Here is a 25,835-nt window from a genome sequence, read left to right as displayed (position 1 = left end):
CGTTCAGAGCCGGAACTGCCGCACCGCACCGCTCAGGTCACCGGCCAGGCGCGCCAGGTCGGTGCTGGCGGCCGCGGTCTGCCCGGCCCCGGCGGCGTTCTGGGTGGACAGGTCGCGAATGCTGGTGAGGTTGCGATCCACCTCGCGGGCCACCTGGGCCTGCTCCTCGGTGGCGGCGGAGATGCTCAGGTTGCGCTCGGTGATCTGCCCGATGTGGCGACCGATCTCGGCCAGGGCCTCGCCGGCGGCCGCGGCCACCTCCAGGCAGACACCAGCCTGCTGATTGCTGGTGGCCATGGCGTCCACCGCCTTGCCGGCGCCGCCCTGGATGGCGCCGATCATGTCTTCGATCTCGCCGGTGGACTGCTGGGTACGGGCCGCCAGGGCGCGCACCTCGTCGGCCACCACGGCAAAGCCGCGACCCGCCTCACCGGCACGCGCGGCTTCGATGGCGGCGTTGAGCGCCAGCAGATTAGTCTGCTCTGCGATACCGCGGATGACGTCGAGCACCCCGCTAATACGTTGCACCTGGGCGGCCAGGCCATCGATCTCGCCACTGCTGGAGGTCACGGCGCCATGCAGGGCGTGGATGGTGGTGAGGGTCTCCTCGACCCGGCGCTGACCGAGGTCGGCCGAGGTGCGCGAATCCTGGGCGGCGGCGCTGGCGGCGGCGGCGTTGCGCGCGACCTCCTCCACCGCGGCGGTCATTTGGTTGACGGCGGTGGCCGCCTGGGCCAGTTCGTCGTTCTGCCGCTGAATGCCGCGCAGCCCGGTATCGGTGACCGTCGACAGCTCTTCGGAGGTGGATGCCAGGGTGGTGGACGACAGGGTCAGCCGCTCCAGGGTGCCGCGCAGGTTGTCCTGCATCCGCGCCATGGCCGCCAGCAACCGGCCGGGTTCGTCGCGCCCGTCCGGCTCGACGGTCCGGCTGAGGTCGTTGGCGGCGATGCGCTCGGCCACCGCCAGGGCCTTTTCCAGCGGCCCGGTGAGGCTGCGGGTAAAGCGCCAGGCCAGCAGCAGGGTACCGGCCAGGGCTGCCACCATCACCGCCACGGTGATGGCGATGGCGTTGTGGTAGCTGGCCATGGAAGCAGCGGCCAGCCGCGTGACCTTGCCGTCGACCACCCCGGCGAGTTCGTTGACGGTAGCGCTCAGGGCATTGCCACTGTGGGCCATCTCGCCGTCCTGCCCGGCCAGCTTGAGCAGCTCGGCGTCGTTCTGGTCGTCCAGCGCCTTGAGATAGCGATTCTGGTTGTTCAGGTAGGTGGCCAGCTGGCCGGTCATCCGGGTGTAGACCTCCCGCCCGGTGTCGGTGAGCAACAGGGCGTCGAACTGGCGCACATGCTGTTCCAGGCTGGCCTTGGCCGCCTCGATGGCCTTGTGCACCGCCTGGGTCTCGGCATTGGAGCTGGCCAGCATCAGCCCCTGGTTGTGCATGCGCAGACTCAGCAGATCGGCGCGGATCTCGCCAATGGTCTGGACGCTGGGGATGACATTGCCGACGATCTGCTCCTCGCCCTCCTTGATGACGCGATTCTGGCCCAGGGAAAACAGCCCGAGGCCGATCACCAGCAGGGCGAAGAAACCAAAGGCCACCAGGGCCCGCGGGGCGATGTTGAGGGAGCGTAGCTTCACCGGGAAGACCTCGAAAAAATGATTAGCCCCCTCATGATCGGCCAAACGGCGCCAGGCTTTAGGGTTCGCTGGCGCCGGATGAATGTTTTATCGCCTAGGCCTCCCCCGCCTCGCTCAAGCGCGTCTGCGCCAGCCGTTTCGCGCCGGCCACGTCGGCCTTGCCGGTCCCCAGTTTCGGCAGGCTGTCCACCGCAAGCCAGGCCGAAGGCAGCAGCAGTCCGCTCACCCCCTGGGCCAGCAGGGTCTTTTCCACCGCCGCGCCGTCCAGGGTGCCAGTATGCAGCACCACGATGCGCTCGCCCTTCCTGGCATCCGGCAGATTGACCGCCTGCAGCTCGATCTCCGGATCGGCCACCGCCTTGGCCAGGGCCTGCTCCACGGCGCCCAGGCTGACCATCTCGCCGCCGATCTTGGCGAAGCGTGAATAGCGGTCGACGAGGGTGAGAAAGCCGTCCTCGTCCAGCCGACCCTGGTCGCCGGTCACGTACCAGCGCTCGCCGTCGATCTCGCGGATGGCCTTGGCGGTGCGCTCGGGATCGTTCAGGTAGCCCTGCATCAGTTGCGGCCCGCCGATCAGCACCATGCCGGCTTCGCCGGTGGGCAATTCGGCAAGGGTCTGGGGGTCGACGATCTTGAAGCCGGTCCCTGGCAGCGGCATGCCCACGGTGCCGAGCTTGCCGCCGCGCTGCACCTGCAGGTAGCTCATGTCCAGGGCATCGGGCAGGTTGACCGAGGCCACCGGCGCGGTCTCGGTGGCGCCGTAGCCCTCGTAGATGTCCTGGTTGAACTTGAGCTTGAAGGCCTCGCGCACCGCCGGATCCAGGCGCTCGGCGCCGGCCACCACGATGCGCAGACTCTCCAGCATCAGCGGATGCACCTTGGTGTTGCGCACGAACAGCCGCAGGAAGGTCGAGGTGCCGCAGAGCACCGTGGCGCGATGGGTCGCCACCGCCTTGGCGATGCCGGCCACGTCGGTGGGATCGGCCTGGCAGACCACCGGCACCCCCTCGATCAGCGGCAGGAACTGGGTCACGGTGAGGCCGAAGGCGTGGAACAGCGGCAGCGAGGCCATGAAGACGTCGTCGTCCTGGGTATTGAGCACGTCCGAGGTCTGCTTGAGATTGGCCATGAGGTTGCTGTGGCTGAGCATCACCCCCTTGGGCGTACCCTCGCTGCCACTGGAGAAGAGGATCGCGGCGGTGGCCTCGGGATCGTGGGCGCGACTCACCAGCACCTGCAGCATGGCGGTGGGCAACAGCCAGACTGCCAGCCAGTTGGCCAGTAGCTCGGCCTTGCCGATGCCGGCGCGCAACTCCTCCAGATCCACCACCTCGCGTCCGGCCAGCAATTCGTCCACCGGCAGACCGCGCTTGCGCAGGCGGTCGAGGAAGCGCGTCGAGGTGTAGACGGTACGGATACCGGCCTGGTCCAGGCCGGATGCCAGCGCCTCGGGCGTGGCCGTGTAGTTGAGATTGACCAGGGTCTTGCCAGCCAGCAGCACCGCCATGTTGGCCAGCATGCCGCCGCTGCTGGTGGGCAGCAGCAGGCCGAGATTGGCCTCGGGCCGCTTGCGCATCCGCCGCGCCAGGCAGGCGGCGCCGGTGAGCGCCTGGGCGGCCTTGAGCGGAGCGCCCAGGTCGTCGATCAGCGCCAGGCCATTGGGCCGGCGCTTGACGCTGGCGACCCAGGCATCGGCCAGCGACGGCAGGCCCTGCATGTAGCGCTCCCAGGAGCGGATCGACAACTCGAAGATCCGCCGCTTGAGCACATCGGCCGGAGTGTCCTTGGGTAACGCCTTGCCGAAGGCCACCACCACCTCGCGGTGCAGCGGGCTGTCCCGCAGCTCCTTGAGCTTGCTGGAAGAGCGCGAGAACTGGCTGCCCCAGAGGCCGCGCAGGTAGAAGGGTACGATCTGCACCTCGGGACCGACCCGCTCGCAGGCCCTTTCATAGCCGCGGCGGAATTCGCCGAGCTGACCGGTGCGGCTGATCGCCCCTTCCGGGAACAGGCAGACCACCTCGCCGGCGCTCAGCAGCCCGGCCACCTGCTCCAGCGCCGCGCCGGCGCCGGTACCCTGGGCGATGGGCAGGCAACCCATGGCCTTGAGGAAGGGCTTCAGGTACCAGCGCTCGTAGATGGCGCGCAGCATCACGAAGCGTACCGGTCGCGGACTGGCGATCTGCACCATGGCCCAGTCGACCCAGCTGATGTGATTGCCCAGCAGCAGCACCCCGCCCTGGGCCGGCAGGTTCTGCAGGCCCTGCACCTGGATGCGGTAGTGCCGGGTGACCATCAGACCGAGCAGGAAACGCACCAGACTCTGGGGCAGCTTCCACACCGTGTAGGCGCCGCCGATCAGCGCCACGGCGGCGATCAGCAGCAACAGCCAGCGACTGTCCAGACCGAGCAGGGCGATCACCGCGGTGAGCACCAGAAAGCTCAGCATGGCGACGTTCTGCACCCAGTTGTTGGCCGCCAGCACCGTACCGAGCTGGTCCTCGCGGGCATGGAACTGGATCAGGGCGTTGAGCGGGACGATGAACAGCCCGCCCATCAGGCCGATGAAGATGAAGTTGAGCGCATGCACCCAGGCCGAACTGGGCGCCGGCAGCCACCACAGGCCGAGGGCGATGCCCAGGGCGCCCACCGGGATCAGCCCGGTCTCGATGCGCCCGCGGGAGGCCCGACTGGCCAGCGCCGAGCCGATGGCGATGCCGATGCCGGCGCAGGCCAGGATGCCCTGCAACAGCAGCACGTTGTCGATGCCCAGATGATCCTTGGCATAGGCCGGAAAGCTCGCCAGCAGCACCTGGCCCACCGACCAGAACACCGCCAGGCCGATGATCGACAGGCGGATCACCGGATTCTCGCCGATCACCGCCAGGTTGCGTCGGGCGGTCTGCAGCCGCAGATAGGCATGCCAGTCGAAGGGCTCGCGTGGCCTGGGTTCTTCCAGCAGCGGCAGGCGATAGAGCAGCGCCACCTCGGCCAGGCTGCAGAGCACCAGCAGCCAGCCCAGCGGCGCGATGTCCTGCAGGATCGCATGGGGCGTGGCCTGGCCCGCGCCCAGGTGCAGCTGGAAGAAGGCGGTGAAGACCACCGTGCCGGCCAGGATGGCGATGATGGAATTAGCCTGCACCAGGCCATTGCCCTCGGCCAGCCGCTGCTTGCCGAACAGCGCCTTGATGTAGCCGTACTTGGCCGGCGAATAGAAGGTCGCCTGGATGGCCAGCAGGAGCGTCATGGCAAAGGCCAGTTCGAACAGCCCGGCATAGTAGGCCAGGGTGATGCCCAGGGTGATGGCCACCGCCGCCCAGCCGCCAAGGCGCAGCACCCGGACCTTGGCGAAGCGATCGGCCACATGGCCGGAAGGACTGAACAGCAGGATGAAGGGCAACAGCATCATGCCGTTGACCAGGGCGGTCAGCACCACCTGAGTGGAACCGTCATAGACCTTGAACACGGTGTTCTGGATGACGATCTTGTGGCCAAGATCGACGAAGGCGTTGAGAAAGACGGCGATCAGGTAGGGCCAGGCCCCCTTGATCCGGTGCAGCTTGTCCATGCGGAGTCTCTTTCGAGCAGGGGAATCCGTAGCCTGAGTGAGACGCTCTGGCAGCGCAAGCAGCGCCATTGGTCAACAAATATGCGAATCAGGGCTATACAAGCTCGCGAAAGCGAGTATGGTGTGGGCACTGCTACTGCAATAGTTACTCGATACCTGCTTGATGTTGCTTCATTTTCATCTCCTGGCTCGTCTCACTCTCGCATTACAGTCCCGCTAGCGAATGTCTCGCTAACGTGGTTGTTCCCCCTACACCCTGGAGATACTCATGTCCAATCGTGAAAATGGCACCGTCAAGTGGTTCAACGATGAAAAAGGCTACGGCTTCATCACCCCGGAAAGCGGCGCCGACCTGTTCGTGCACTACCGCTCCATCGAAAGCGCCGGCTTCAAGAGCCTGAGCGAAGGCCAGAAGGTCACTTTCGTGGCTGTCAAAGGCCAGAAGGGTATGCAAGCTGACCAGGTTCAAGTCGTCTAACGACTGATCCGGTTGCAGAAAGGCCCCACTTCGGTGGGGCCTTTTCGTTTCTGGGATTTAATGTTTTAGCCAACGTTGCCACGCTTCACGTCGTCCCTTCTTTTGGGCAACCCAAGGTACCGGCGCCCCCAATGCCCCTTCCAGCAAGGCGAACGCAATCGTTGCGCAAGGGGTCAAGCGGCATAGATGCCGCGAGAGTCGCGAGGGCCGGGGACGGCCCTTCGCGGCGGGCCCCTGGAGCGGCGATGGAGGGAGCGTACCCCGGCAAAGCCGGGGCCGAATGGATGGGCAAGCGTTTTTGTTTATTTTTTTAGCGATTGAAAAAAGTGAGTCGCCCGGCGGGGCGAAACAGAAGTGTCCCCAGGGCACGATAACGAGCTAAGCAACCGCTTCTACCGAAAGCCAGGCTTCACTCAACCCTTGTCATACGCCCGCTCCAACGCCTCGTTGAGCGTCCGCAACACCTTCACCCGCGCGAATCGCTTGTCGTTGGCCTCCACCAGCGTCCAGGGCGCGATGGCCGTGCTGGTCTGCACCACCATGTCGTTGACCGCCTGGCTGTAGAGATCCCACTTGTCCCGGTTGCGCCAGTCGTCCTCGGTGATCTTGAATCGCTTGAAGGGCGTTTCCTCGCGGGCGCGGAAGCGCTCCAGCTGGGTGTCCTGGTCGATGGCCAGCCAGAACTTGGCCAGCACGAGGCCGGCGTCGTGGAGCTGTTCCTCGAAGTCGTTGATCTCGCCGTAGGCACGCTGCCAGTCGGCGGCGGGTGTCAGCCCCTCGACCCGCTCCACCAGCACCCGGCCGTACCAGGAACGATCGAAGATGGTGAAATTGCCCTGCCGCGGGATATGCCGCCAGAAGCGCCAGAGATAGGGCTGGGCCAGCTCTTCGTCGCTGGGCGCGGCAACCGGGACGATGCGGTACTGCCGGGGATCCAGAGCACCCGTGACACGGCGGATGGCGCTGCCCTTGCCAGCAGCATCGTTGCCCTCAAAGGCCGCCACCAGGGCGTGGCGACGATACTTCTTGTCGCGCAGCCGCCGCGCCAGCCGGGCCTGCTCAGCGAGCAGCTGGTCCTCGTAATCGGCCTTGTCCAGGCGCTGACTCAGGTCCATGGCCTCCAGCACGCCGCGGCCATCAACCGGCGGCGGCAGTACCGCGGCGGCCTTGCGCTGCTTGCGCGGCTTGTTGGCCAAGGCGCGCTGCAGCGCCTTGAGCAGCACGGTGCCGACGGTCAGGCTGCGAAAGCGCTCGTCGAAACCGGGCACCACGTGCCAGGGGGCATAGTCCTGATGGGTTCGCCGCACCACGCGCTCGCCTTCCTTGACGAAGCGGTCGTAAACCTTGGCCTGGCGCCAGTCCAGCGGACTGAGCTTCCAGCCCAGGCGGGGATCGTTCTTGAGGTGCTTCAGGCGCTGCTTGAGCTGGGGCTTGGAGAGGTGGAACCAGAACTTGAGGATCAGCGCGCCTTCGTCGGCGAGCATGCGCTCGAAACGTTCCGCCTGGCCGATGGCGGCATCCAGCTCGACACGGCTGAGTTCCTTGTTGACCCGGCCGTGCAGCATCTGGCTGTACCAATTGCCAAAGAACACGCCGATCCGCCCCTTGCCCGGCAGGCGCTGCCAGTAGCGCCACGCCGGCGGATGCTGGCGTTCCTCGTGGCTGGGCTGCAGAAAGGTCTCGACGCGGATCAGGCGCGGATCCATCCACTCGTTGAGCAGCTTGACCGTCTCGCCCTTGCCCGCCCCCTCGATGCCATCGATCAGCAGGATCACCGGGAAGCGGCCTTGGGTCTTGAGTTCGTACTGGGCGGCCAGCAGCGCCTCGCGCAGCTTGGGCAGCTTGGCGTCGTAGGTGGCCTCGTCGAGCAGGTGTTCGTTTTCGGCGGCTTCGAACATCCGGATCTCCTTGCGGGGGTGGTCGGGCAACTATAGCCCTTCTGACCGACCCGGCGGCAGGCGGTGCCCGGGCCGACATCCATGACCGAAATATGACGATTAAATGAAATTTGGCATCTCCCGCTGTTGTAGCGGTCTTCCCACCGTTAGGCTCCCGCGCAGAGCGGGTCTGCAGTCCACCCATAAGGAGAGTTCGATGGCCTTTCGTTTCGATGCGCGGCAACCGGCTGACGAGGAAGTCCGCCGCGTGGTGACGGATCGTCTGGTACAGGCTGAGGCGTCCCTGTCCAGCGGTACCCCCAAGGGCGTCCACGAGACGCGCAAGCGCCTCAAGGAACTGCGCGCCCTCCTGCGGCTGCTGCACGGCGCCCTGGGCAAGCGCGCCTTCGCCAGTCGCAATCGGCGCCTGCGCGACCTCGGGCGCGAGCTGTCCTCGCTGCGTGACAGCGCCGCCCTGGTGGAAAGCTGGGACAAGCTGGGCGAGTCCGATCGCAAGAGATTCGCCTCGCCGGCCATGAAGCGCGTGCGCCAGCGCCTGCAGGAGCGCGCCGACCAGCAGATCGCCGCAGCCAGCGGCCATCCCGCGTTGCTCGAGGCGCTGACCGCCCTGCGTGAGGAGGTGGCCGGCTGGAAACTCGCCGGCAAGGGCTTCGCCCTCTTCGCCCGCGGCCTGGAAGACAACTACAAGGCCGGGCGCCAGGCGCTCAAGACCGCACGCGACAAGCCCACCGACGATACCCTGCACGACTGGCGCAAGCGGGTGAAGGATCACTGGTATCACACCCAGTTGCTGGCTGCCGCCTGGCCGGCGGAGTTCAAGACGCGGCAGAAGAGCCTCAAGCGTCTTTCGGAATACCTGGGCGACGATCACGACCTGGCGGTGATGCAGCAGCTGTTGGTGGACGAGCCGACCCTGTTCGGCGCCAGCAACACCCGCCTGGCCATCGGCGAAAGCCTGGCCCAGCAGCGCGAGCGGCTGCAGGCGAAGGCCTTTTCCCTGGGCCTGCGCCTCTACCTGGACAAGCCCACCGCCCTCGCCGAGCGCTGGCGCGATCTCTGGCACCTGGCCAGTCGCCCCTCTACGCCGCGTAAGGTCAAGGGTAGGCCCAAGTCGGCACCGGTCGGGCTGTTGCCGTACCTGGTCGAAGAATCGTCAGTCTAACGCCTGGGCCAGAAGGGATCTGTCGCGTCTGGTGGTGGTCCAATCCCGGGCATACCACCACGACGAGGTCTCGCGATGAAATCCAAGCTGCTCGCTTCCCTGTTTGCCTGTTCCGTCCTGGCCAGCACCGCGGCCCTGGCCGACCAGCCCGGTGCCGACTGGATGCCCATGAACGACGTCAAGTCCAAGCTCATGGAGCAGGGCTACACCTCGATCAGCAAGATCGAAGCCGATGACGGTCAGTGGGAAGGCGAAGGCATGAAGAAAGATGGTATGAAGTACGACTTCCATGCCGACGCCAAGACCGGCAAGATCACCAAGGAAAAGATGGACATGTGATCCCCGGGGGATCCGATCGCGCGGTCGGATCCCTCTCTGCACCTGCCTCTTCCCACGCTTTCCGCCCGGTCGGCCCGTCCTGAGCCGTCTTCTCGCCACCTAGGAACCTTCATGTACAGTACCGCTTTGGTCGAGCTGCTGCGCACCCATGAGCGGCCGCTGCTCGATGCCTGGATCGGCGCCCAGCGCGCGGCCGGCATGCGCATCGACCTGCTCGACGAAACCACCATCCTGGCCAATTCCGCCGAGTTGCTGCGGCGGATCACCGTGGCCGCCGCCCAGGGCCTGGGCAATCTGCGCGAGCCGCACTGGCAGCCGGTACGGGCGCTGCTGGAGCGCTTCTCCTTCGACCAGAGCCGTGCGGGCCTGACGCCCGCGCAGACGGCGACCTTCGTCTTCTCGCTCAAGGAACCGCTGTTCAAGCTGATCCAGAACGAGTGCGACGACCCGCTCGCCGAGATCTGGGCCGCCACCCGGCTGATCGACGATCTCGGCCTGTACAGCATGGAAAGCTACATGAGCGGCCGCGAGACGGTGATCCGCGAGCAGCAGGAAAGCATGCTGGAACTGTCCACCCCGGTGGTGGAACTGTGGGACGGCATCCTCGCCATCCCGCTGATCGGCGCGCTGGACAGCAACCGCACCCAGGTGGTGATGGAGTCGCTGCTGGAAAAGATCGTCCAGACCGAATCGGACATCGCCATCATCGATATCACCGGCGTGCCCACGGTGGACACCATGGTCGCCCAGCACCTGCTCAAGACGGTGACCGCCGCCCGCCTGATGGGTGCCCAGTGCATCATCAGCGGCATCCGCCCGCAGATCGCCGCCACCATCGTCCACCTGGGCGTGGACCTGGGCGATGTGATCACCAAGGCGTCCCTGGCCGATGCCTTCCGCCTGGCCCTGCGCCAGCGGGGCGTGCGCCTGGCCGCCCCGGCCAAGGCCTGAGGAACGCGCCATGATCGAGCGGATACCCATTCTCAAGCTGGGCCCCTTCCTGCTGCTGAGCATCCAGGTGGACATGCACGACCAGCTGGCGCTGGACCTGCAGGAAGACCTGACCGAGCAGATCGTGCGGCACAAGGCCGAGGGCGTGCTCATCGACATCTCGGCGCTGGAAATCGTCGACTCCTTCATTGGCCGGATGCTGTCCCATATCGCCCAGGTCTCGCGCATCCTCGATGCCAAGGTGATCGTGGTCGGCATGCAGCCGGCGGTGGCCATCACCCTGGTGGAGCTGGGGCTGTCGCTGGACGGCATCGCCACGGCGCTGAACATGGAAAAGGGCATGCGCCGGCTGGAAGCCATGGTGGCCGCGGACGAATCGCTGGAGGAGTCAGAGGGTGGCGAAGATACAGACGCTTCCACTCCGCCAGGAGACTGACATCGTGCTGATCCGTCAGCAGGTGCGCAAGGTCGCCGAAGCCATCCGCCTGGGGCTGATCTCCCAGACCAAAATCGTCACCGCGGCCAGCGAGATCGCGCGCAACGGCCTGGTCTACGGGCTGGGCGGCGAATGCCTGATCGAGGAGACGCAGCGCGCCGGCAAGCCGGCGATCCGCCTGGTGATCCGCGACCAGGGTCCGGGCATCGCCGATCTCGACCGCGCCATGGTCGACGGCTACACCTCGGGCAAGGGCCTGGGCCTCGGCCTGTCCGGCTCGCGACGGCTGGTGGACGACTTCCACATCGACAGCCAGCCTGGCCAGGGCACCACCGTCGAACTCTGGAAGTGGCGATGAACGACCAGCCGTGCAGCCTGGTGCTGCCGGTGACCACCACGGTCCATGTCGATGCCGCCCGGCGTGCCCTGGTCCGGCTGGCCGCCAGCGTCACCACCGACGAAACCCTGCTCGGGCGCCTGACCATCGTCGCCCAGGAGTTGGGCTACAACCTGGTTCGCCATGCCGGGCATGGTGAGCTCCTCGCTACCTTAAGCGGCGAAGGGGTGCTGGATGTCCTGGCGGTGGATCGCGGCCCGGGCATGCACGACGTCGCCCGCTGCCTGAGCGATCACTACAGCACGGCGGCCACCCTGGGTGCCGGTCTGGGGGCGATCCGCCGGCAGTCCGATGTCTTCGACATCCATTCGCGACCAGGCCAGGGCACGGTGGTGCTGGCGCGCTTCCACCTGGCCGGAGCGCCCGGTACCCGGTTGCAGCATGGCGCCCTGTGCACGCCGCACCCCGAGGAACAGGTCTGCGGTGACACCTGGGCGGTCAGCGGACGACGCCTGCTGGTGTGCGACGGTCTGGGGCATGGCCAGCAGGCCGCCACGGCCAGTCGCCGGGCGCGGGAGGTGTTCCTGCACCATGGCGCGCACCTGCCGCTGCAGCGGCTGATGGAGAATCTGCACCAGGCGCTGATGGACACCCGCGGCGCCGCCCTGGCGCTGGCCGAGCTGGACCCTGACCAGGGTCAGGTGAGCTTTTGCGGCATCGGCAACATCGCCGGGCGCCTGCTGGGCAACACCTCGCGCAGCCTGGTGTCCAACAACGGTACCCTGGGCTACCGGATCGGGCGGATCCAGACCTACACCTACCCCTGGACGCCCGGCACCCTGCTGGTGCTGAACTCCGATGGCCTGACGTCCAAGGTGGGACTGGGCGAGCACTCCGGACTCGGGGCGCGCCATCCGGCGCTGATCGCCGCCCTCCTCCACCGCGATTTCCGGCGTTCCGCCGACGATGCCACCGTCTTGGTACTCAAGCATGTCTGACGTCTTGCCCCTGCTGACCCTCGCCCTGCGCAGCGAGCAGGACATCGTGCATTGCCGCCAGGCCGCCAAGCGCCTGGCCGCGGCCCTGGACTGGCCGGTGCTGGAGCAGATCCGCCTGGCCACCGCCGTCTCCGAACTGGCGCGCAACATCCATCAGTACGCCGGCAGCGGTCAGTTCGACTTCGCCCTGCTGCGGGACGAAGACCGGCGCCTGCGCGGCCTGGAGGTGCGGGCGGTCGACCAGGGTCCGGGCATCGCCGAGATGGAGGCCATCCGCGCGGGCAGCTATCGTTCCAGCACCGGCATGGGCATCGGTCTGCGCGGCGCCCAGCGACTGTTCGACGACTTCGACATCCAGACCTCCGCTGCCGGCACGCGCATCACTGCCCGCAAGTACCAGGCGCCACGCGCCTTTCCCGAGGCGGCGCTGTTGCAGGCGCTGACGGCCGACCTGCAGGGCAGTCCGCCAGCGGATCCCTATCAGCAGATCCGCCTGCAGAGCGAAGAGCTGCTGCTAACCAACAACGAACTGCAACTGCGCCAGTCGGAACTGGAGGTCACCAACAGGGAATTGGAAAACACCAACCAGGGCGTGGTGGCGCTCTATTCCGAGCTGGAAAAGGCCACCCAGGAACTCAAGGAGGCCAGCGAGGCAAAGACGCGCTTCTTCTCCAACATGACCCATGAATTCCGCACCCCGATCAACATCATCGAGAATGTCGCCAAGCTGCTCGCCAGCGGCGCGGACGGGGCGCTCAATGCCGAACAGCAGCGCCAGGTACGCTTCATCAGCGACGCGGCGCTGGAACTGGCCAACCTGGTCAGCGAGCTGCTGGCCCTGGCGGAGGTGCAGTCCGGACGCCTGACCGTCGTGCCCCAGCCCTTTGCCCTGGCGCCCTTCATCGAGCGCCTCGAACAGTTCGCCGCGGCCCTGGCGCCACGCTATCCCCAGGTCAGTTTCAGCGTCGCCCCGCCGCCGGCCGGAGTGCTGCTGGATACCGACGAGAGCCGGCTGTTCCAGGTGCTGCGCAACCTGATCTCCAACGCCTTCAAGTACACCCCCCGGGGCCAGGTGCGCATCCAGGTATTCCAGCCGGACGACGCCAGCCTGGAATTCCTGGTGGAGGACAGCGGCATCGGCATCGCCGCCACGGATCAGCAGAAGATCTTCGAGGAATTCGAGCGTATCCGCTCGCCGCATCTGACCCACATCGAGGGCACCGGCCTGGGCCTGCCCCTCGCCCAACGCCTGGCCGTGCTGCTCGGTGGCGAGCTGTCCCTCGACAGCGCGGTCGGTCGCGGCAGTCGCTTCACCCTGCGTCTGCCCCGCCACTACGCCAGCCACCGGGATGCCGCGCCGGAACCCGATCTCAGCGGCCTCACCGTGCTGGTGATCGAGGACAACGAAGGAGATCGCTATCTGGTCCGCCGCACCCTCGAACGCCTCAATCCGGTCCTGCTGGAGGCCGACAGCGCTCGCAGCAGCCTGGATCGCCTCAATGCCGTGCGCCCGGACATCATCATCCTCGACCTCGACCTGCCCGACATCAACGGCGAGGACCTGCTCGCCAGCATGGACTGGAGCATGCACCGGCGGGTGCTGATCAATACTGCCCAGCCGCTGGACGAGGCGGGTTGCCAGCGGCTGCAGGACTATTGCCACGCCATCCTGTTCAAGCATGCCCCCGATCACGCCGAGCGGCTGCTGGCCGAGGTCTGCGCCCTGGCGCGGAGCCTGTCCGATGACTAGCGCCCTGCGCCGCATCGTCATCATCGACGACACCGAAGCCAATCGCTATGTGCTGCGCAAGATCCTCGTCAGCCAGAGTCACTATGAGGTCCTGGAAGCAGCCAGCGGCGCTAGTGGCCTGGCGCTGATTGACGAATCCGTCGAACTGGTGATCATCGACGTCAATCTGCCGGACACCACCGGCTTCGAGCTGATCCAGGCCATCGAGCGCAAGTGCGGCTGGGGCCGGTTACCAGCCATCATCAACATCTCGGCCACCTTCGTCTCTGGCAAGGACAAGGCCCAGGGCTTTAATACTGGGGCTCAGGCCTACCTGACCCACCCGATCAATCCGGAAGAAGTGCTGGCCACTGTCGGCGCCCTGCTCAAGGCCAGCTCCCGGGTCGGGCACATGGAGCAGCAGCGCAATTCGGCTATCGCCCGCAGCGAGAACCTGCAGGCGGAAAAGGTCATGCTCGAACGCTTCATGAGATCGCTCAACCACGACCTACGCTCGCCGCTCACCGCCGCCACTATGGTGGTCAACCTGATGCAGCGCAGTCCGGCGCGGCGTACCGACGATCTGCTGCAAACCCTGCACGACAATTTGCAGCGCATGAACCAGATGATCACCGACGTGCTGGATATCAGTCACATGAGCCTGGGTGGCGGTGTCCGCCTCAGCGGTGATCCGCTGGTGCTAGGTCCGCTGCTGAACGAGGCCGCGGCCAATCTGCAGCTGCAATTCAGCAACCACCTCGATCTGCAGCTGGAGACGCCGGAGCTGGAGGTGCTGTGGGACAGATACGCCTTTCTGCGCATCTTCGACAACCTGGTGCTCAACGCCGCCAAGCACGGCGAGGCGGGGACGCCGATCTGGGTCCGCCAGTGGCTGGCGGATGATCAGGTCATGCTGGAGCTGCGCAACCTTGGGCAGTTTCCCGACGAAGTCCTGGCCAATCTGGCCACGCCCTATTTCATCTCCACCCGCAGCGACAAGCGCGGCTGGGGCCTGGGCCTGCCCATCGTCAAGGCGCTCAGCGAAAGCTTCGGCGGCGAGGTGCGCTTCGCCAACGGCGCGGGCGAGGTGGTCATCACCCTGCACCTGCCGCTGCGGCTGGCTTAGCGACTTTCAGGGTAGCGCGCCGTGATAATCCTGGCGCCGGTAGCGTGGAAAACCGCGCAGCGTTTTCCACTGGGGTAAGACGAGGGCCTCGGAGACGTGGACAAGGCTGCGCCGTTGTCCACGCTACGGTGCCACCTCTGGCTGTTGGGCTGCGACGGTGGAGCTGTCTTAGCCCAACCTACGATCGTTAGAGATCGCTTTCTTCGACCTTGCGGACCTTGCTGGCGTCCAGGGTGTAGGACGCCTCGGCCAGGGCGTTGTCGACCGCCTCGGTGTGCAGGATGCCGATGACCCAGTAGGGCTCGTAGATGTCGGGAAGCGGCACGCCCTTGGGGTAGCGCACCAGCACGATCTGGTTGGGCGGCGGCGGCGGGACGTGGATGCAGGCGCCCGGATAGGGCACCAGGAAGAATTCGCGGAAATTGCCCTTGGCGTCGGTCTCCAGCGGCACCGGAAACCCTCCCAGGCGCACGTTCCTACCGTTCAGGGCGGCCACGGTGCGGGTGGAGTGCATCACCTCGGGCAGGCGACTGTCCTTCTGCTTGAGTCCGCCGGGGGAGCCGAAGCCACCAGGGGCCTCGGGGCTGTTGTGGCTGATCTCGGGCATGGTTTCCAGGGCGTGACGATCCTCTGCGGTGAGCAGGTCGAGCCAGTTGGTTTCCGGCGGTTCGCCCTTGGCGGCGTGGGTCAGCAACGGCAGGCTGGCGAGCAGCAGGGTGATGAGCAGTCTGGGCATGGTCGGCGGGTCGGACGCAAAAGTCCGAGTGTGCGGTGACGAAGCCGCGGGGTCCAGTCTCCGGATGTGTCCCAGAAGCCTGTCCCATAAAAAAGCCCCCGGGTCGATGCTCGACTCCGGGGGCGGAAAAGCTAAGCTGACAGGTCTCGCCGTGGCGAAGCCTGACGGCGTCTTAGCGACGCTTGGTCACCATGCCGTAGATGAACAGCACGATGATGGCGCCGACCACGGCACCAATGAAGCCTGCGCCTTCACCGGCACGGTAGATGCCCAGTGCCTGGCCCAGGTAGGTGGCGACCACGGAGCCGACGATGCCCAGGATGATGGTCATGATCCAGCCCATGCTGTCGTCGCCCGGCTTGAGAAAGCGGGCAACCAGGCCGACGATGAGACCGATGATGATGGTTGCGATGATGCCCATGTGAAGAATCCCCTGTTTAAGTGCTGGTAAGACGCCGGTCAGCAGGCGTCGTTGTACTCTCCGACCACCGGTGATCCTTCGAGGTTCAGGGAAAAACGGCTTCCCTGTGCGGAAGCCGTTGGGCATCAGTCCTGGATCAGGGCTTCCAAGGCAGCGATGCGGGTCTGCAGGGTTGCGGCATCGGCGCTGCGCAGGGTGGCGTGACCGACCTTGCGCCCGGCCTTGAAGGCCTTGCCGTAGTGGTGCAGGTGGCAGTCTTCCAGGGCGGTGACGGCGGCCACCGGCGGTACCGAGCCGATGAAGTTGACCATGGCGCTCTCGCCGACCTTGGCGGTGGAGCCCAGCGGCAGGCCGGCCACGGCACGCAGGTGGTTCTCGAACTGGCTGCACTCGGCGCCTTCGATGGTCCAGTGCCCAGAGTTGTGCACGCGCGGGGCGATCTCGTTGGCCTTGAGGCCACCCTCGACCTCGAAGAATTCGAAGGCCAGCACGCCGACGTAATCGAGCTGTTCCAGCACGCGGCGGGCATAGTCTTCGGCCAGGGCCTGCAGCGGATGGTCGGAACTGGCCACCGACAGCCGCAGGATGCCGCTCTCGTGGGTGTTGTGCACCAGCGGATAGCAGGCCACCTCGCCATCACGCCCGCGCACGGTCACCAGGGAGACCTCGCCGGTGAAGGGCACGAAGCCTTCCAGCAGCAGGGGGACGCTGCCCAGTTCAGCGAAGGCGCCGGTGACGTCTTCCGGCTGGCGCAGGACCTTCTGGCCCTTGCCGTCGTACCCCAGGGTGCGGGTCTTGAGTACCGCCGGCAGGCCGATACGGGCCACGGCGGCATCCAGGTCGGCCTGGGAGAGGATGTCGGCGAACGCCGGCGTGGGGATGCCCAGGTCGCGGAACATCGACTTCTCGAACAGGCGATCCCGAGCGATGCGCAGGGCTTCGGCGGACGGATAGACCGGCACGAATTGCGCGAGGAAGGCCACGGTCTCGGCCGGGACGCTCTCGAATTCGAAGGTCACCAGATCGACCTCGTCGGCCAGCTGGCGCAGGTGGTCCGGGTCGCCGTAGTCGGCGCGCAGGTGTTCGCCCAGGGCGGCGGCGCAGGCATCCGGCGCCGGATCGAGAAAGGCGAACTTCATGCCCAGCGGCGTGCCGGCCAGGGCGAGCATGCGGCCCAGCTGGCCGCCACCGATGACGCCGATCTTCATGCCTGCTCCCTCGGATCGGGATTGTCCAGCACGGTGCGGGTCTGCTCGTCGCGGAAGGCGTTGAGCCGCTCGTGGTACTCGGGATGCTTGCCGCCGAGGATGCTGGCGGACAGCAGCGCGGCGTTGATGGCGCCGGCCTTGCCGATGGCCAGGGTGGCGACCGGCACACCGGCGGGCATCTGCACGATGGACAGCAGGGAGTCGACGCCCGAGAGCATGGAGGACTGCACCGGCACGCCGAGCACCGGCAGGTGGGTCTTGGCGGCGCACATGCCCGGCAGGTGGGCGGCGCCACCAGCGCCGGCGATGATCACCTCGATACCGCGCCCGGCAGCCTCTTCGGCGTACTGGAACAGCAGGTCGGGGGTACGGTGGGCGGAGACCACCTTCGCTTCGTGGGGAATGCCCAGCTTGTCCAGCATGTCGGCGGTGTGGCTCAGGGTGGACCAGTCGGACTTGGAGCCCATGATCACGCCTACGAGTGCGCTCATCGTCGTGCCTCTGAAATGAAGAAGCCACGCGGTGGACGTGGCTTGGGAAATGAGCGGGACAGTATAGACGAAAGCGGGGCGGAGCGTGCTCCTGCGCCGGCTATCGCCTGTCGCTTGCAGGACAGGCCATGGCGCCCTTGGGATGGGGGCTGGTGTGAGGTGAAAGGTACGGGCCAGAGGGCTGGGTGATTCGGGTGGGATCGCCCTGGAGAGCGCCCTCACCCCAGCCCTCTCCCGCAAGCGGGAGAGGGGGCGGATCGGCGTAGCTTGAGAGCTCGGGTGTTCCGGTTCCCTGCGGCGACAAGTCACGCTGAAGCCTTGTGTTTATCGCGGCCATGGGCCGCTCCTACAGGTTCAGACGCGACTGTAGGAGCGGTCGCTACGGCGCACCGGCATGGCCGCGATCAAGGCAGAGCGGTCGCAGCGGCGAACCACCATGGCCGCGATAAGCCCAGCCTCAGATCCCCACATCCGGCAGTTGCGGCCGGGTTTCCAGGGCCTTGGCCATCAGCCGTTCGACGAAGGCGCGGTCCGCGTCGGGCAGGGCCAGGCGCGGCGGGCGGGTCAGGGCGCTACCGCGGCCGGCGAGTTCTTCGCAGAGCTTGATGCACTGCACCAGGTCCGGACGGGCGTCCAGGTGCAGCAGCGGCATGAACCACTCGTAGAGTGGCATGGCGTCGGCGAAGCGACCGGCCTTGGCCAGGCGGAAGATGGTTTCGCCTTCGGTGGGGAAGATGTTGGACATGCCCGAGACCCAGCCCTCGGCGCCCACGGCGATGCTTTCCAGCACCACGTCGTCGAGACCGGCGAAGAGCACGAAGCGGTCGCCCACCTCGTTGCGCACGTCGATGAAGCGACGGGTGTCGCCGGAGGAATCCTTGAAGCAGACGATGTTGTCGACGTCGGCCAGGGAGATGAGGATGTCCGGGGTGACATCGTTCTTATAGATGGGCGGGTTGTTGTAGACCATCAGCGGCAGGTCGAGGGCGCTGGCCACGCTGCGGAAGTGGGCAGCGGTCTCGTGGGGCTTGGCCGAGTAGACCAGCGCCGGCATGAGCATGATGCCGTCGGCGCCGGCGCGCCCCACCGCCTGGGCGGTGCGGGTGGCATTGAGGCTGGTGAATTCGGCCACGCCGCAGATCACCGGTACGCGACCGCCGGCGGCGTCCTTGGCGACCTCCACCAGGGCGATCTTTTCTTCCAGGGTCAGGGAGGTGTTCTCGCCCACGGTGCCGCACATCACCAGACCGGAGACGCCATCGCGCACCAGGTTGCTGATCACGCCATGGGTCTTCTCCAGGTTGACCGAGAAGTCGTCGTTGAATTGGGTGGTGACGGCGGGAAAGACGCCGCTCCAGTTGACGCGGGGAGTGCTCATGCGGGGGTTTCCTCCAGACGGGAACGGGGCTTGAGAGAGTCGCGGTATTGCCGGGGCGACAGGCCGGTGAGACGGCGGAACTGACGGCTGAAGGCGCTGTGGTCGGTGTAGCCACAGGCCAGGGCCACTTCGGTGACGGGCAGGTCGCGGGCCAGCAGGCGCGAGGCGGCATCGAGCCGGGCCTTGTGCAGCAATTGCTGGGGCGTGAGGCGCAGGATGCGCTTGCACTGGCGTTCGAGCTGGGAGACCGACAGGCCCACCCGCTGACTCAGTTCGCCCACCGAGAGCGGCTGGGCATAGTGCTCGCGCAGATAGCGATCGACCTCGGCCACCTTGGCGTGGGCCGGATGATCGGCGGCGGGCGCTTGCAGATCGTGGGAGATGCCGGCCATGCCCATCAGCTGGCCCTGGGCGTCGTGCAGCGGCAGCTTGCGGGTCAGGCACCAGCCCGGGGTACGCCCGGCATAGAGGTGCAATTCCAGCTGGTCGTCCAGCGCCAGGCCTTCGCGCAGCACGCGACGATCCTGTTCGGCGTAGGCGCCCCCCAGGGGCGCCGGGAAGACTTCCTCGGCGGTCTTGCCGAGCAAGTCGCTGACGTCCTCGAAGCCGCAGCGCTGGGCCAGGGTCAGGTTGACCAGCACATAGCGCGCGTCCAGGTCCTTGACGAAGAACACCACGCCGGGGATGGCATCGAGCAGCGGCGCCACCAGGCTCAGGCTGGCCAGCAGCGCGGGCAGGTCGGCGGGCCGGGCGCGGCTCAGGGCGTCCAGGTGGGCGGCGGCATTCATCTCTCGTCCTCGGTCAGGGCCAGCAGGCTGTCGATACGGGTGGGTTGCAGGGGAAAGCGCGGCGCAGGCGGCGTCCAGCCCAGCAAGACGCGGGTGGCCTGGCCACAGATGCGGCCCTGGCAGGCGCCCATGCCGCAGCGACTGCGCAGCTTGGCCTGGGTCCAGTCGGCATGGCCGACCAGGGCGCCGAGGGCGACGTCCTCGCAACGGCAGACCAGGGTATCCGGCTGGGCGAGCCGGGCAATGGCCGGATTCAGGGCGAAGGTGCGCGCCAGCTGGGCGGCGAAGCGACGCCAGGCACGGGCTTCGGCTTGCACGCCAGCGATGGCGTCGAGCTGGTCACTGGCGACCAGGCCGGCGATACGGCCGGAGGCCTGGGCCAGTTCGTTGCCGCCGATGCCGGTGCATTCACCGGCGGCCAGGATGTGCGGCTGGCTGGTGCGCTGATGGTCATCCACCGCCACGGCGCCGTCCAGGGTCGCGCAGCCCAGGCTCTGCGCCAGTTCGACATTGGGGACCAGGCCGTAGCCACAGGCCAGGCGGTCGCAGGCGACCTCCCAGCGACGGTCGCCCTGGCGCAGGCGCACGGCTTCGAGACGCTCGCTGCCGAGCGCCGCCTCGACCCAGGTGCCGGGGCTATAGCGGGGGGTGGCCAGGGTCAGCGCCTGGCGCAACTTGTTCGGCCAGCGCCAGAGCCCCAGGCTGAATTCGACTAGGGCGCGGCGCGCGGCCTGCTCGGCGACCAGGGCGACCCGGGCACCCGCCTGGCGCGCGGTAGCGGCGCTGGCCAGGAGCAGCGGACCGGTGCCGGCGACGACGAGGCGCTCAGCGGCCACTTCCACGCCACCCTTGATCAGCGCCTGCAGGCCACCTGCGCCGGTCACCCCGGGCAGGGTCCAGCCGGGGAACGGCAGCAGCAGTTCGCGGGCGCCGGTGCAGAGGATGAGGGTCTCGAAGTCCAGGGTGCGGCTGCCGTGGGCGTCTTCCAGCAGCAGCTGGTGCGATCCGAGGACTGCGGCGACGCGGGTCTGGGTGAGCAGGGTGACGTCCGCCGGCAACTGACCGACTTCGGCGGCGACCTGGCCCGCCCGCGCGCGCCAGATCTGACCGCCGGGCAAGGGATTGTCATCCAGCAGCATCAGGCTCAGGCCCCGACCACTGGCGGCGCGGGCAGCGGCGAGACCGGCCGGGCCGGCGCCGATGATGAGCAGATCGCAGCTCGCGCTATTCATGACAGGCGCTCCACCTGCATGCCCTCCTGGCAGGGGGTCTGGCAGGCCAGACGGCGTACGCCGTCGACCTGTACCCGGCACTCCTGGCAGATGCCCATGCCGCAGAACGGTGCCCGGGCTTCTCCGCCTACCGAGCGGCGCGCGGCGGGATTGCCGCTCTTGGCCAGCGCGGCGGTGAGCAGGCTGCCAGGGCGAATCTCCAGGCGCTCGCCATCGATAAACAGGGTCAGCATGCCTGGCTCCTCGGCACGGAGGTGAAACGCGCCGGTGCGAAGGGTTCCACGTGGAACGTCGAAGGCTCGCCGAATAGCCCGCCGGCGATGGCCTCGGCGGTGGCTGGAGCGGTGGTGACGCCCAGGCCTTCGTGACCGACCGCCAGCCATAGACCGGGCTGGTCGGGATGGGCACCGATCAGCGGCAGGCCGTCGGGACTGGCGGCGCGCTGGCCGGTCCAGCCACGGATCAGCGAGGTATGGGTCAGACCGGGCAGGAAGTCCAGGGCACGGCGCAGCAGCTGGCCGACCACCGCAGGCTCCACCGCCATGTCCGGACGCTCGAATTGCCGCGACGAGCCGATCAGCAGTTGCCCCGTGGGTCGCGGCTGGACATTGAAGGCCACCGAGGCACCGCTGCTGGCGTGGGCGCTGGCGCCATAGCCGATCTCCACCAACTGGTGGCGGACCTGCTCGGGATAGCGATCGGTGATCAGCAGATGGCCCTTCTTGGGCACCAGCGGCAGGTCCGGGCAGAGACTGACGGCCTGCAGGCCGGCGGCGAGCACCACGGCGTCGGCGCTCAGCCAGCGACCGTCGTCCAGGCGGACGCGCCGGCCTTCGACCGCCGTCACCCGAGCACGCTGGAATTCGATCAGCGGCGAGCGCTGCAGCAGCCAGGCGGCCACCACCGGGGCATAGAGCAGGCCATCGCCGGGCACCTCCAGGCTGCCAGCCAGGGTGGTCAGCGCCGGCTCGGCAGCGGCGGTGGCGGCCGCATTCAAGGGCTGGTTGGCGACGCCCTGGGCGTCCAGACGCTGGCGCTTCGCGTCGATCAGCTCCAGCTCGGCTGCGTCGCGCGCCAGCCAGAGGGTGCCGCAGTTGCGGTAGTCGGCGGCGCTCGGCAGCTGGGGCACCAGCTCGCGCCAGAGCGCCAGGGAGCGCGCGCTCAGGGTCAATTCGGCGGGGTCGTCGTCCATCACCACCAGGTGGCCCATGCCGGCGGCGGAGGCGCCAGGCAGGCCGGCATCCAGCACCCGCACCCGGCAGCCGCGCGCGGCCAGGGCCGCGGCGCAGCTGGCGCCGATGATGCCGGCACCGACGACGAGGACCTCCGCCACGGACTTCACCCCGGGATACCCCAGGCGAAGGGATCGTCGGCGGCCAGCAGCAGGGTCGCCTCGGCCATGACATGGGCGCGGCCGCGGATCACCGGCAGGATGCGGCCTTCGTCGCCGTGCTGGTAATGGGCCTCGAAACGGCTGCCGATGACACTGGCCTGCTGCCAGACGGCGCCGGGCGCAAGATCGCCGTCGGCTGCGAGGCACGCCAGCTTGGCGCTAGTGCCGGTGCCGCAGGGCGAACGGTCGTAGGCACGCCCCGGGCAGAGCACGTAGCTGCGACTGTCGGCGCCGTCCGGATCCTCGGCGAAGAGTTCGATATGGTCGATATGGCCGCCCTGGTCGCCGGTGATACCGGCGGCCTCCAGCGCGCCCCGCAGGGCCAGGCTGAAGGTGAGCAGGCCGTCGAGGTTGTCGGCGGCGACGCGCTGGCCGTGATCGGCACAGAGAAAGAACCAGTTGCCACCCCAGGCGATGTCGCCGCTGACCGGGCCATGGCCGGGGATCTCCACCTGGACGGCGTGGCGATGGCGATAGGCCGGGACGTTGCGCACGCTGACGCTGCCGTCGTCATGCAGGGTGGCGGTGACATCGCCGACCGGGGTCTCGATCAGGTGATCGCCAGGGCCGATCCGGCCGAGGTGGGCCAGGGACACCACCAGGCCGATGGTGCCGTGGCCGCACATCCCGAGGTAGCCGACCTCGTTGAAGAACACCACGCCAGCGCTGGCGGCAGGAGATACCGGCTCACAGAGCAGGGCGCCAACCAGCACCTCGTTGCCACGCGGTTCGCGCATGCAAGCTCGCCGAAAGGCGTCGTGTTCGCCGGCCAGCAGGGTGCGGCGCTCGGCCATGCTGCCCTGGCCGAGCTCGGGAAAACCATCGAGGACCAGGCGGGTGGGTTCGCCGCCGGTATGGGAGTCGATGACGCGGATGCGCTGCATGGCTGACCTCCGTGAGAGAGGTGCCAGTGTCGCGCAGATGACGGCAAAAGGCTTGCAGGACGTCGGCTAACTAAAAGCCGATATCAGCATAGTATGCTACCATTTATCAGCCGCCGTGGCTTTGACTTTCGAGATGTCGCCAGACCTGCTGCACCAGTCGCTTGCGCAACAGGGCACAGCGGTAGAGGCGGATTTCCAGGCCGACCTGCCAGGCGGCGTCGCCACACACGGCCAGTTCGCCGCGGGCCAGTTCCGCCGCCACCGACAGCTGCGGCACCCAGGCCACGCCCAGGCCCTGCAGCGCCATGGTCTTGAGGCTGTCGGCCATGGCGGTTTCGTAGAGGGTCACGGCGCGCAGCTTGCGCTGGCGCAGGAGCAGATTCACCGAGCGACCGAGGAAGGCGCCGGCGCTGTAGGCCAGCAGGGGGACGCTGCTCTGCCCGTCCAGCTGGAACATCGGTCGGCCTTCGCCATCGGTGGCGCAGACCGGCAGCATGGCGGTGTGCGCCAGGTGCAGCGACGGAAACAGCTCCGGGTCCATCTGCAGCGCGGCATCGGGATCGTGGAAGGCCAACATCAGGTCACAGGCGCCGTCGCGCAGGGCGTGGATGGCATCGCCGACGTTGGTGGCCACCAGCCGGCTGGCCAGCGCCAGGCCCTGGCCACGCAGCCCGGCGATCCACTGCGGAAAGAAGCCCAGGGCCAGGGAGTGGGCGGCAGCGAATTGCAGCACCTCGCCCTGCCCGCCTTCCAGGTGATGCAGATGGCGCACCGTCTCGCCCAGTTGCTCCACCACGCTGCGCGCCGTGACCAGAAACAGCTGACCGGCCTCGGTAAGGCTGATCGGAGTGTGGGATCGGTCCACCAGGGTCAGGCCGACGCTTTCCTCCAGCGCGCGGATGCGCCGGCTGAAGGCGGGCTGGGTGACGAAACGCTTTTCGGCGGCATGGGAAAAACTGTGGGTGGCCGCCAGGGCCACGAAGTCTTCCAGCCATTTGAATTCGATGTTCATGGCACCCATACGTCGTCGGATCTCGTGAGGTCACAACCAGAGTTATGCCGATCCGGCATGAGGCTTGGCGGATCGGCATTGGCCGGGATCGGCTGGCAGGCCTAGATTCTAGGGCATCGCGGCACCTGCCGCTCGATCGAAGCCCAACGCTATCATGTCCGACTCTGCATCATCCGTCCGCCTCGAAAAAGATCTCCTCGGTACCCTCGACGTCCCCGCCGATGCCTACTACGGCATCCAGACCCTGCGCGCCGTGCAGAACTTCCGTCTCTCCGGCGTACCCCTCGGTCACTACCCCAAGCTGGTGGTGGCCCTGGCCATGGTCAAGCAGGCGGCGGCGGACGCCAACCATCGGCTCGGCCACCTGCCGACCGAGAAGCACCAGGCGATCGTTGACGCCTGCTCACGCATCATTCGCGGCGAATTCCACGACCAGTTCGTGGTGGACATGATCCAGGGCGGGGCCGGCACCTCGACCAACATGAACGCCAACGAGGTGATCGCCAACGTCGCCCTGGAGCTGCTCGGCCACGCCAAGGGCGAGTATCGCCACCTGCACCCGAACAACGACGTCAACATGGCGCAGTCGACCAACGACGCCTACCCCACCGCCATCCGCCTGGGCCTGCTGCTCGGCCATGACGCCCTGCTCGCCAGCCTGGACAGCCTGATCACCGCCTTCGCCGCCAAGGGCGTGGAATTCGCCGAGGTGCTGAAGATGGGTCGCACCCAGCTGCAGGACGCGGTGCCCATGACCCTCGGCCAGGAATTCCATGCCTTCGCCACCACCCTGGGCGAAGACCTGGCGCGCCTCAAGACCCTGGCGCCGGAGCTGCTCACCGAGGTCAACCTGGGCGGTACCGCCATCGGCACCGGCATCAACGCCGACCCCGGCTACCAGCTGCTGGCCGTGCAGCGCCTGGCGGAGATCAGCGGCCAGCCGCTCAAGCCCGCCGCCGACCTGATCGAAGCCACCTCGGACATGGGCGCCTTCGTGCTGTTCTCCGGCATGCTCAAGCGCACCGCGGTGAAGCTGTCGAAGATCTGCAACGACCTGCGCCTGCTCTCCAGCGGTCCGCGCACCGGCATCAACGAGATCAACCTGCCGCCGCGCCAGCCGGGCAGCTCGATCATGCCGGGCAAGGTCAATCCGGTGATCCCCGAGGCGGTCAACCAGGTGGCCTTCGAGATCATCGGCAACGACCTGGCGCTGACCCTGGCGGCCGAGGGCGGCCAGCTGCAGCTCAATGTCATGGAGCCGCTGATCGCCTACAAGATCTTCGACTCCATCCGCCTCTTGCAGCGCGCCATGGACATGCTGCGCGAGCACTGCATCACCGGCATCACCGCCAACGTCGAGCACTGCCGCCGTCAGGTGGAGCACTCCATCGGCCTGGTCACCGCGCTCAACCCCTACCTGGGCTACGAGACCTCCACCCGCATCGCCAAGACGGCGCTGGAAACCGGTCGCGGCGTGCTGGAGCTGGTGCGCGAGGAAAATCTGCTGGACGAGGCGACCCTGGACGACATCCTGCGCCCGGAAAACATGATCGCCCCGCGGCTCGTACCGCTGAAGGCCAAGGTCTGAGTCCCGCACGCCAGACCTGAGCGGTAACCGACGGCAACGCCCCGCGGGCG

The 25,835-nt window shown here is 67.3% G+C and carries 24 protein-coding genes; 10 read left to right on the top strand and 14 right to left on the bottom strand.

The annotated features are described in order from the left end of the window. Positions 1–3: 3 nt before the first annotated feature. Both GSQ95_RS00930 and GSQ95_RS00925 read right to left on the bottom strand, forming a co-directional pair. Positions 4–1,635, bottom strand: a complete 1,632-nt coding sequence (locus GSQ95_RS00930; RefSeq protein ID WP_178118423.1) for a methyl-accepting chemotaxis protein — start codon at positions 1,633–1,635, stop codon at positions 4–6. A gap of 94 nt (positions 1,636–1,729) precedes the next feature. Next, positions 1,730–5,200 (bottom strand): acyl-[ACP]--phospholipid O-acyltransferase, encoded by a 3,471-nt coding sequence (locus GSQ95_RS00925; protein ID WP_158893120.1) that lies wholly within the window; start codon positions 5,198–5,200, stop codon positions 1,730–1,732. A gap of 268 nt (positions 5,201–5,468) precedes the next feature. Here GSQ95_RS00925 and GSQ95_RS00920 point away from each other — a divergent pair, with 268 nt between their 5' ends. Next, positions 5,469–5,678: a cold-shock protein gene (locus GSQ95_RS00920; protein WP_007160189.1), complete on the top strand. Its 210-nt coding sequence runs from the start codon at positions 5,469–5,471 to the stop codon at positions 5,676–5,678. A 413-nt stretch (positions 5,679–6,091) separates the two neighbouring features. Here the strand turns inward: GSQ95_RS00920 and pap are convergent, their stop codons facing one another. Further along, positions 6,092–7,576: a polyphosphate:AMP phosphotransferase gene (gene pap / locus GSQ95_RS00915; protein ID WP_158893118.1), complete on the bottom strand. Its 1,485-nt coding sequence runs from the start codon at positions 7,574–7,576 to the stop codon at positions 6,092–6,094. Positions 7,577–7,772: 196 nt separating this feature from the next. On the opposite strand from pap, the gene GSQ95_RS00910 reads away from it, so the two are divergent. The 8 genes from GSQ95_RS00910 (at position 7,773) to GSQ95_RS00875 (ending at position 14,654) form a co-directional block, all read left to right on the top strand. Further along, positions 7,773–8,738 carry a CHAD domain-containing protein gene (locus tag GSQ95_RS00910; protein WP_158893116.1) on the top strand — a complete coding sequence of 322 codons (966 nt, stop codon included), beginning with the start codon at positions 7,773–7,775 and terminating at the stop codon, positions 8,736–8,738. Positions 8,739–8,813: 75 nt separating this feature from the next. Further along, on the top strand, positions 8,814–9,077 hold the full coding sequence (locus tag GSQ95_RS00905) for a PepSY domain-containing protein (RefSeq protein WP_059313049.1): 264 nt from the start codon (positions 8,814–8,816) through the stop codon (positions 9,075–9,077). A 111-nt stretch (positions 9,078–9,188) separates the two neighbouring features. Further along, positions 9,189–10,028 carry an STAS domain-containing protein gene (locus tag GSQ95_RS00900; protein WP_158893114.1) on the top strand — a complete coding sequence of 280 codons (840 nt, stop codon included), beginning with the start codon at positions 9,189–9,191 and terminating at the stop codon, positions 10,026–10,028. Positions 10,029–10,038: 10 nt separating this feature from the next. Next, entirely contained in the window at positions 10,039–10,464 is a 426-nt protein-coding gene (locus GSQ95_RS00895) for an STAS domain-containing protein (RefSeq protein ID WP_158893112.1), read from the top strand. Positions 10,465–10,468: 4 nt separating this feature from the next. Continuing rightward, positions 10,469–10,822 carry an ATP-binding protein gene (locus GSQ95_RS00890; protein WP_133860267.1) on the top strand — a complete coding sequence of 118 codons (354 nt, stop codon included), beginning with the start codon at positions 10,469–10,471 and terminating at the stop codon, positions 10,820–10,822. Further along, complete coding sequence (locus GSQ95_RS00885; protein ID WP_158893110.1) at positions 10,819–11,799, top strand: SpoIIE family protein phosphatase; 981 nt, start codon at positions 10,819–10,821, stop codon at positions 11,797–11,799. Before GSQ95_RS00890 ends, GSQ95_RS00885 begins: the two co-directional genes overlap by 4 nt. Beyond that, positions 11,792–13,549 carry an ATP-binding protein gene (locus GSQ95_RS00880; protein WP_158893108.1) on the top strand — a complete coding sequence of 586 codons (1,758 nt, stop codon included), beginning with the start codon at positions 11,792–11,794 and terminating at the stop codon, positions 13,547–13,549. Before GSQ95_RS00885 ends, GSQ95_RS00880 begins: the two co-directional genes overlap by 8 nt. Continuing rightward, positions 13,542–14,654 carry a response regulator gene (locus tag GSQ95_RS00875; RefSeq protein ID WP_158893106.1) on the top strand — a complete coding sequence of 371 codons (1,113 nt, stop codon included), beginning with the start codon at positions 13,542–13,544 and terminating at the stop codon, positions 14,652–14,654. Before GSQ95_RS00880 ends, GSQ95_RS00875 begins: the two co-directional genes overlap by 8 nt. 187 nt (positions 14,655–14,841) lie before the next feature. Here GSQ95_RS00875 and GSQ95_RS00870 read toward each other — a convergent pair whose 3' ends face one another. From GSQ95_RS00870 to GSQ95_RS00820, 11 genes are all read right to left on the bottom strand, one after another. Beyond that, a complete protein-coding gene (locus GSQ95_RS00870) occupies positions 14,842–15,390 on the bottom strand; it encodes a DUF3299 domain-containing protein (RefSeq protein ID WP_158893104.1) in 549 nt (182 codons plus the stop codon). A gap of 172 nt (positions 15,391–15,562) precedes the next feature. Next, complete coding sequence (locus GSQ95_RS00865) at positions 15,563–15,811, bottom strand: GlsB/YeaQ/YmgE family stress response membrane protein (RefSeq protein ID WP_007160058.1); 249 nt, start codon at positions 15,809–15,811, stop codon at positions 15,563–15,565. Positions 15,812–15,936: 125 nt separating this feature from the next. Then, complete coding sequence (locus GSQ95_RS00860) at positions 15,937–17,019, bottom strand: 5-(carboxyamino)imidazole ribonucleotide synthase (RefSeq protein WP_158893102.1); 1,083 nt, start codon at positions 17,017–17,019, stop codon at positions 15,937–15,939. Further along, positions 17,016–17,510: a 5-(carboxyamino)imidazole ribonucleotide mutase gene (gene purE / locus GSQ95_RS00855; RefSeq protein ID WP_158893100.1), complete on the bottom strand. Its 495-nt coding sequence runs from the start codon at positions 17,508–17,510 to the stop codon at positions 17,016–17,018. Before purE ends, GSQ95_RS00860 begins: the two co-directional genes overlap by 4 nt. Positions 17,511–17,967: 457 nt before the next feature. Further along, positions 17,968–18,888 carry a dihydrodipicolinate synthase family protein gene (locus tag GSQ95_RS00850; RefSeq protein ID WP_158893098.1) on the bottom strand — a complete coding sequence of 307 codons (921 nt, stop codon included), beginning with the start codon at positions 18,886–18,888 and terminating at the stop codon, positions 17,968–17,970. Then, complete coding sequence (locus GSQ95_RS00845; RefSeq protein ID WP_158893096.1) at positions 18,885–19,676, bottom strand: AraC family transcriptional regulator; 792 nt, start codon at positions 19,674–19,676, stop codon at positions 18,885–18,887. Before GSQ95_RS00845 ends, GSQ95_RS00850 begins: the two co-directional genes overlap by 4 nt. Beyond that, entirely contained in the window at positions 19,673–20,908 is a 1,236-nt protein-coding gene (locus tag GSQ95_RS00840) for an FAD/NAD(P)-binding oxidoreductase (protein WP_158893094.1), read from the bottom strand. Before GSQ95_RS00840 ends, GSQ95_RS00845 begins: the two co-directional genes overlap by 4 nt. Next, positions 20,905–21,141, bottom strand: a complete 237-nt coding sequence (locus tag GSQ95_RS00835) for a (2Fe-2S)-binding protein (RefSeq protein ID WP_158893092.1) — start codon at positions 21,139–21,141, stop codon at positions 20,905–20,907. Before GSQ95_RS00835 ends, GSQ95_RS00840 begins: the two co-directional genes overlap by 4 nt. After that, positions 21,135–22,250: an FAD-binding oxidoreductase gene (locus GSQ95_RS00830; RefSeq protein ID WP_158893090.1), complete on the bottom strand. Its 1,116-nt coding sequence runs from the start codon at positions 22,248–22,250 to the stop codon at positions 21,135–21,137. Before GSQ95_RS00830 ends, GSQ95_RS00835 begins: the two co-directional genes overlap by 7 nt. Further along, entirely contained in the window at positions 22,247–23,185 is a 939-nt protein-coding gene (locus GSQ95_RS00825) for a 4-hydroxyproline epimerase (RefSeq protein ID WP_158893088.1), read from the bottom strand. The genes GSQ95_RS00830 and GSQ95_RS00825 overlap by 4 nt, the downstream gene beginning before the upstream one ends. Before the next feature lie 106 nt (positions 23,186–23,291). Continuing rightward, entirely contained in the window at positions 23,292–24,197 is a 906-nt protein-coding gene (locus GSQ95_RS00820) for a LysR substrate-binding domain-containing protein (protein WP_158893086.1), read from the bottom strand. A 154-nt stretch (positions 24,198–24,351) separates the two neighbouring features. Here GSQ95_RS00820 and aspA point away from each other — a divergent pair, with 154 nt between their 5' ends. Then, positions 24,352–25,785: an aspartate ammonia-lyase gene (gene aspA / locus GSQ95_RS00815; RefSeq protein WP_158893084.1), complete on the top strand. Its 1,434-nt coding sequence runs from the start codon at positions 24,352–24,354 to the stop codon at positions 25,783–25,785. Positions 25,786–25,835: the final 50 nt, after the last annotated feature.

This window comes from Pseudomonas sp. BAV 4579 (assembly GCF_009765395.1).
GTDB lineage: Bacteria > Pseudomonadota > Gammaproteobacteria > Pseudomonadales > Pseudomonadaceae > Chryseomonas > Chryseomonas aestiva.
The sequence above is the reverse complement of the archived record's forward strand: the minus strand, read 5'-3'. Positions and strand labels throughout refer to the sequence as shown.

Coding starts and splice junctions, on each gene's coding strand:
- GSQ95_RS00870 (WP_158893104.1), bottom strand. CDS start 15,390: ATGCCCAGACTGCTCATCACCCTGCTGCTCGCCAGCCTGCCGTTGCTG.
- aspA (WP_158893084.1), top strand. CDS start 24,352: ATGTCCGACTCTGCATCATCCGTCCGCCTCGAAAAAGATCTCCTCGGT.
- purE (WP_158893100.1), bottom strand. CDS start 17,510: ATGAGCGCACTCGTAGGCGTGATCATGGGCTCCAAGTCCGACTGGTCC.
- GSQ95_RS00910 (WP_158893116.1), top strand. CDS start 7,773: ATGGCCTTTCGTTTCGATGCGCGGCAACCGGCTGACGAGGAAGTCCGC.
- GSQ95_RS00840 (WP_158893094.1), bottom strand. CDS start 20,908: ATGAATAGCGCGAGCTGCGATCTGCTCATCATCGGCGCCGGCCCGGCC.
- GSQ95_RS00825 (WP_158893088.1), bottom strand. CDS start 23,185: ATGCAGCGCATCCGCGTCATCGACTCCCATACCGGCGGCGAACCCACC.
- GSQ95_RS00925 (WP_158893120.1), bottom strand. CDS start 5,200: ATGGACAAGCTGCACCGGATCAAGGGGGCCTGGCCCTACCTGATCGCC.
- GSQ95_RS00880 (WP_158893108.1), top strand. CDS start 11,792: ATGTCTGACGTCTTGCCCCTGCTGACCCTCGCCCTGCGCAGCGAGCAG.
- GSQ95_RS00865 (WP_007160058.1), bottom strand. CDS start 15,811: ATGGGCATCATCGCAACCATCATCATCGGTCTCATCGTCGGCCTGGTT.
- GSQ95_RS00905 (WP_059313049.1), top strand. CDS start 8,814: ATGAAATCCAAGCTGCTCGCTTCCCTGTTTGCCTGTTCCGTCCTGGCC.
- GSQ95_RS00900 (WP_158893114.1), top strand. CDS start 9,189: ATGTACAGTACCGCTTTGGTCGAGCTGCTGCGCACCCATGAGCGGCCG.
- GSQ95_RS00820 (WP_158893086.1), bottom strand. CDS start 24,197: ATGAACATCGAATTCAAATGGCTGGAAGACTTCGTGGCCCTGGCGGCC.
- GSQ95_RS00885 (WP_158893110.1), top strand. CDS start 10,819: ATGAACGACCAGCCGTGCAGCCTGGTGCTGCCGGTGACCACCACGGTC.
- GSQ95_RS00845 (WP_158893096.1), bottom strand. CDS start 19,676: ATGAATGCCGCCGCCCACCTGGACGCCCTGAGCCGCGCCCGGCCCGCC.
- GSQ95_RS00875 (WP_158893106.1), top strand. CDS start 13,542: ATGACTAGCGCCCTGCGCCGCATCGTCATCATCGACGACACCGAAGCC.
- GSQ95_RS00850 (WP_158893098.1), bottom strand. CDS start 18,888: ATGAGCACTCCCCGCGTCAACTGGAGCGGCGTCTTTCCCGCCGTCACC.
- pap (WP_158893118.1), bottom strand. CDS start 7,576: ATGTTCGAAGCCGCCGAAAACGAACACCTGCTCGACGAGGCCACCTAC.
- GSQ95_RS00860 (WP_158893102.1), bottom strand. CDS start 17,019: ATGAAGATCGGCGTCATCGGTGGCGGCCAGCTGGGCCGCATGCTCGCC.
- GSQ95_RS00920 (WP_007160189.1), top strand. CDS start 5,469: ATGTCCAATCGTGAAAATGGCACCGTCAAGTGGTTCAACGATGAAAAA.
- GSQ95_RS00895 (WP_158893112.1), top strand. CDS start 10,039: ATGATCGAGCGGATACCCATTCTCAAGCTGGGCCCCTTCCTGCTGCTG.
- GSQ95_RS00835 (WP_158893092.1), bottom strand. CDS start 21,141: ATGCTGACCCTGTTTATCGATGGCGAGCGCCTGGAGATTCGCCCTGGC.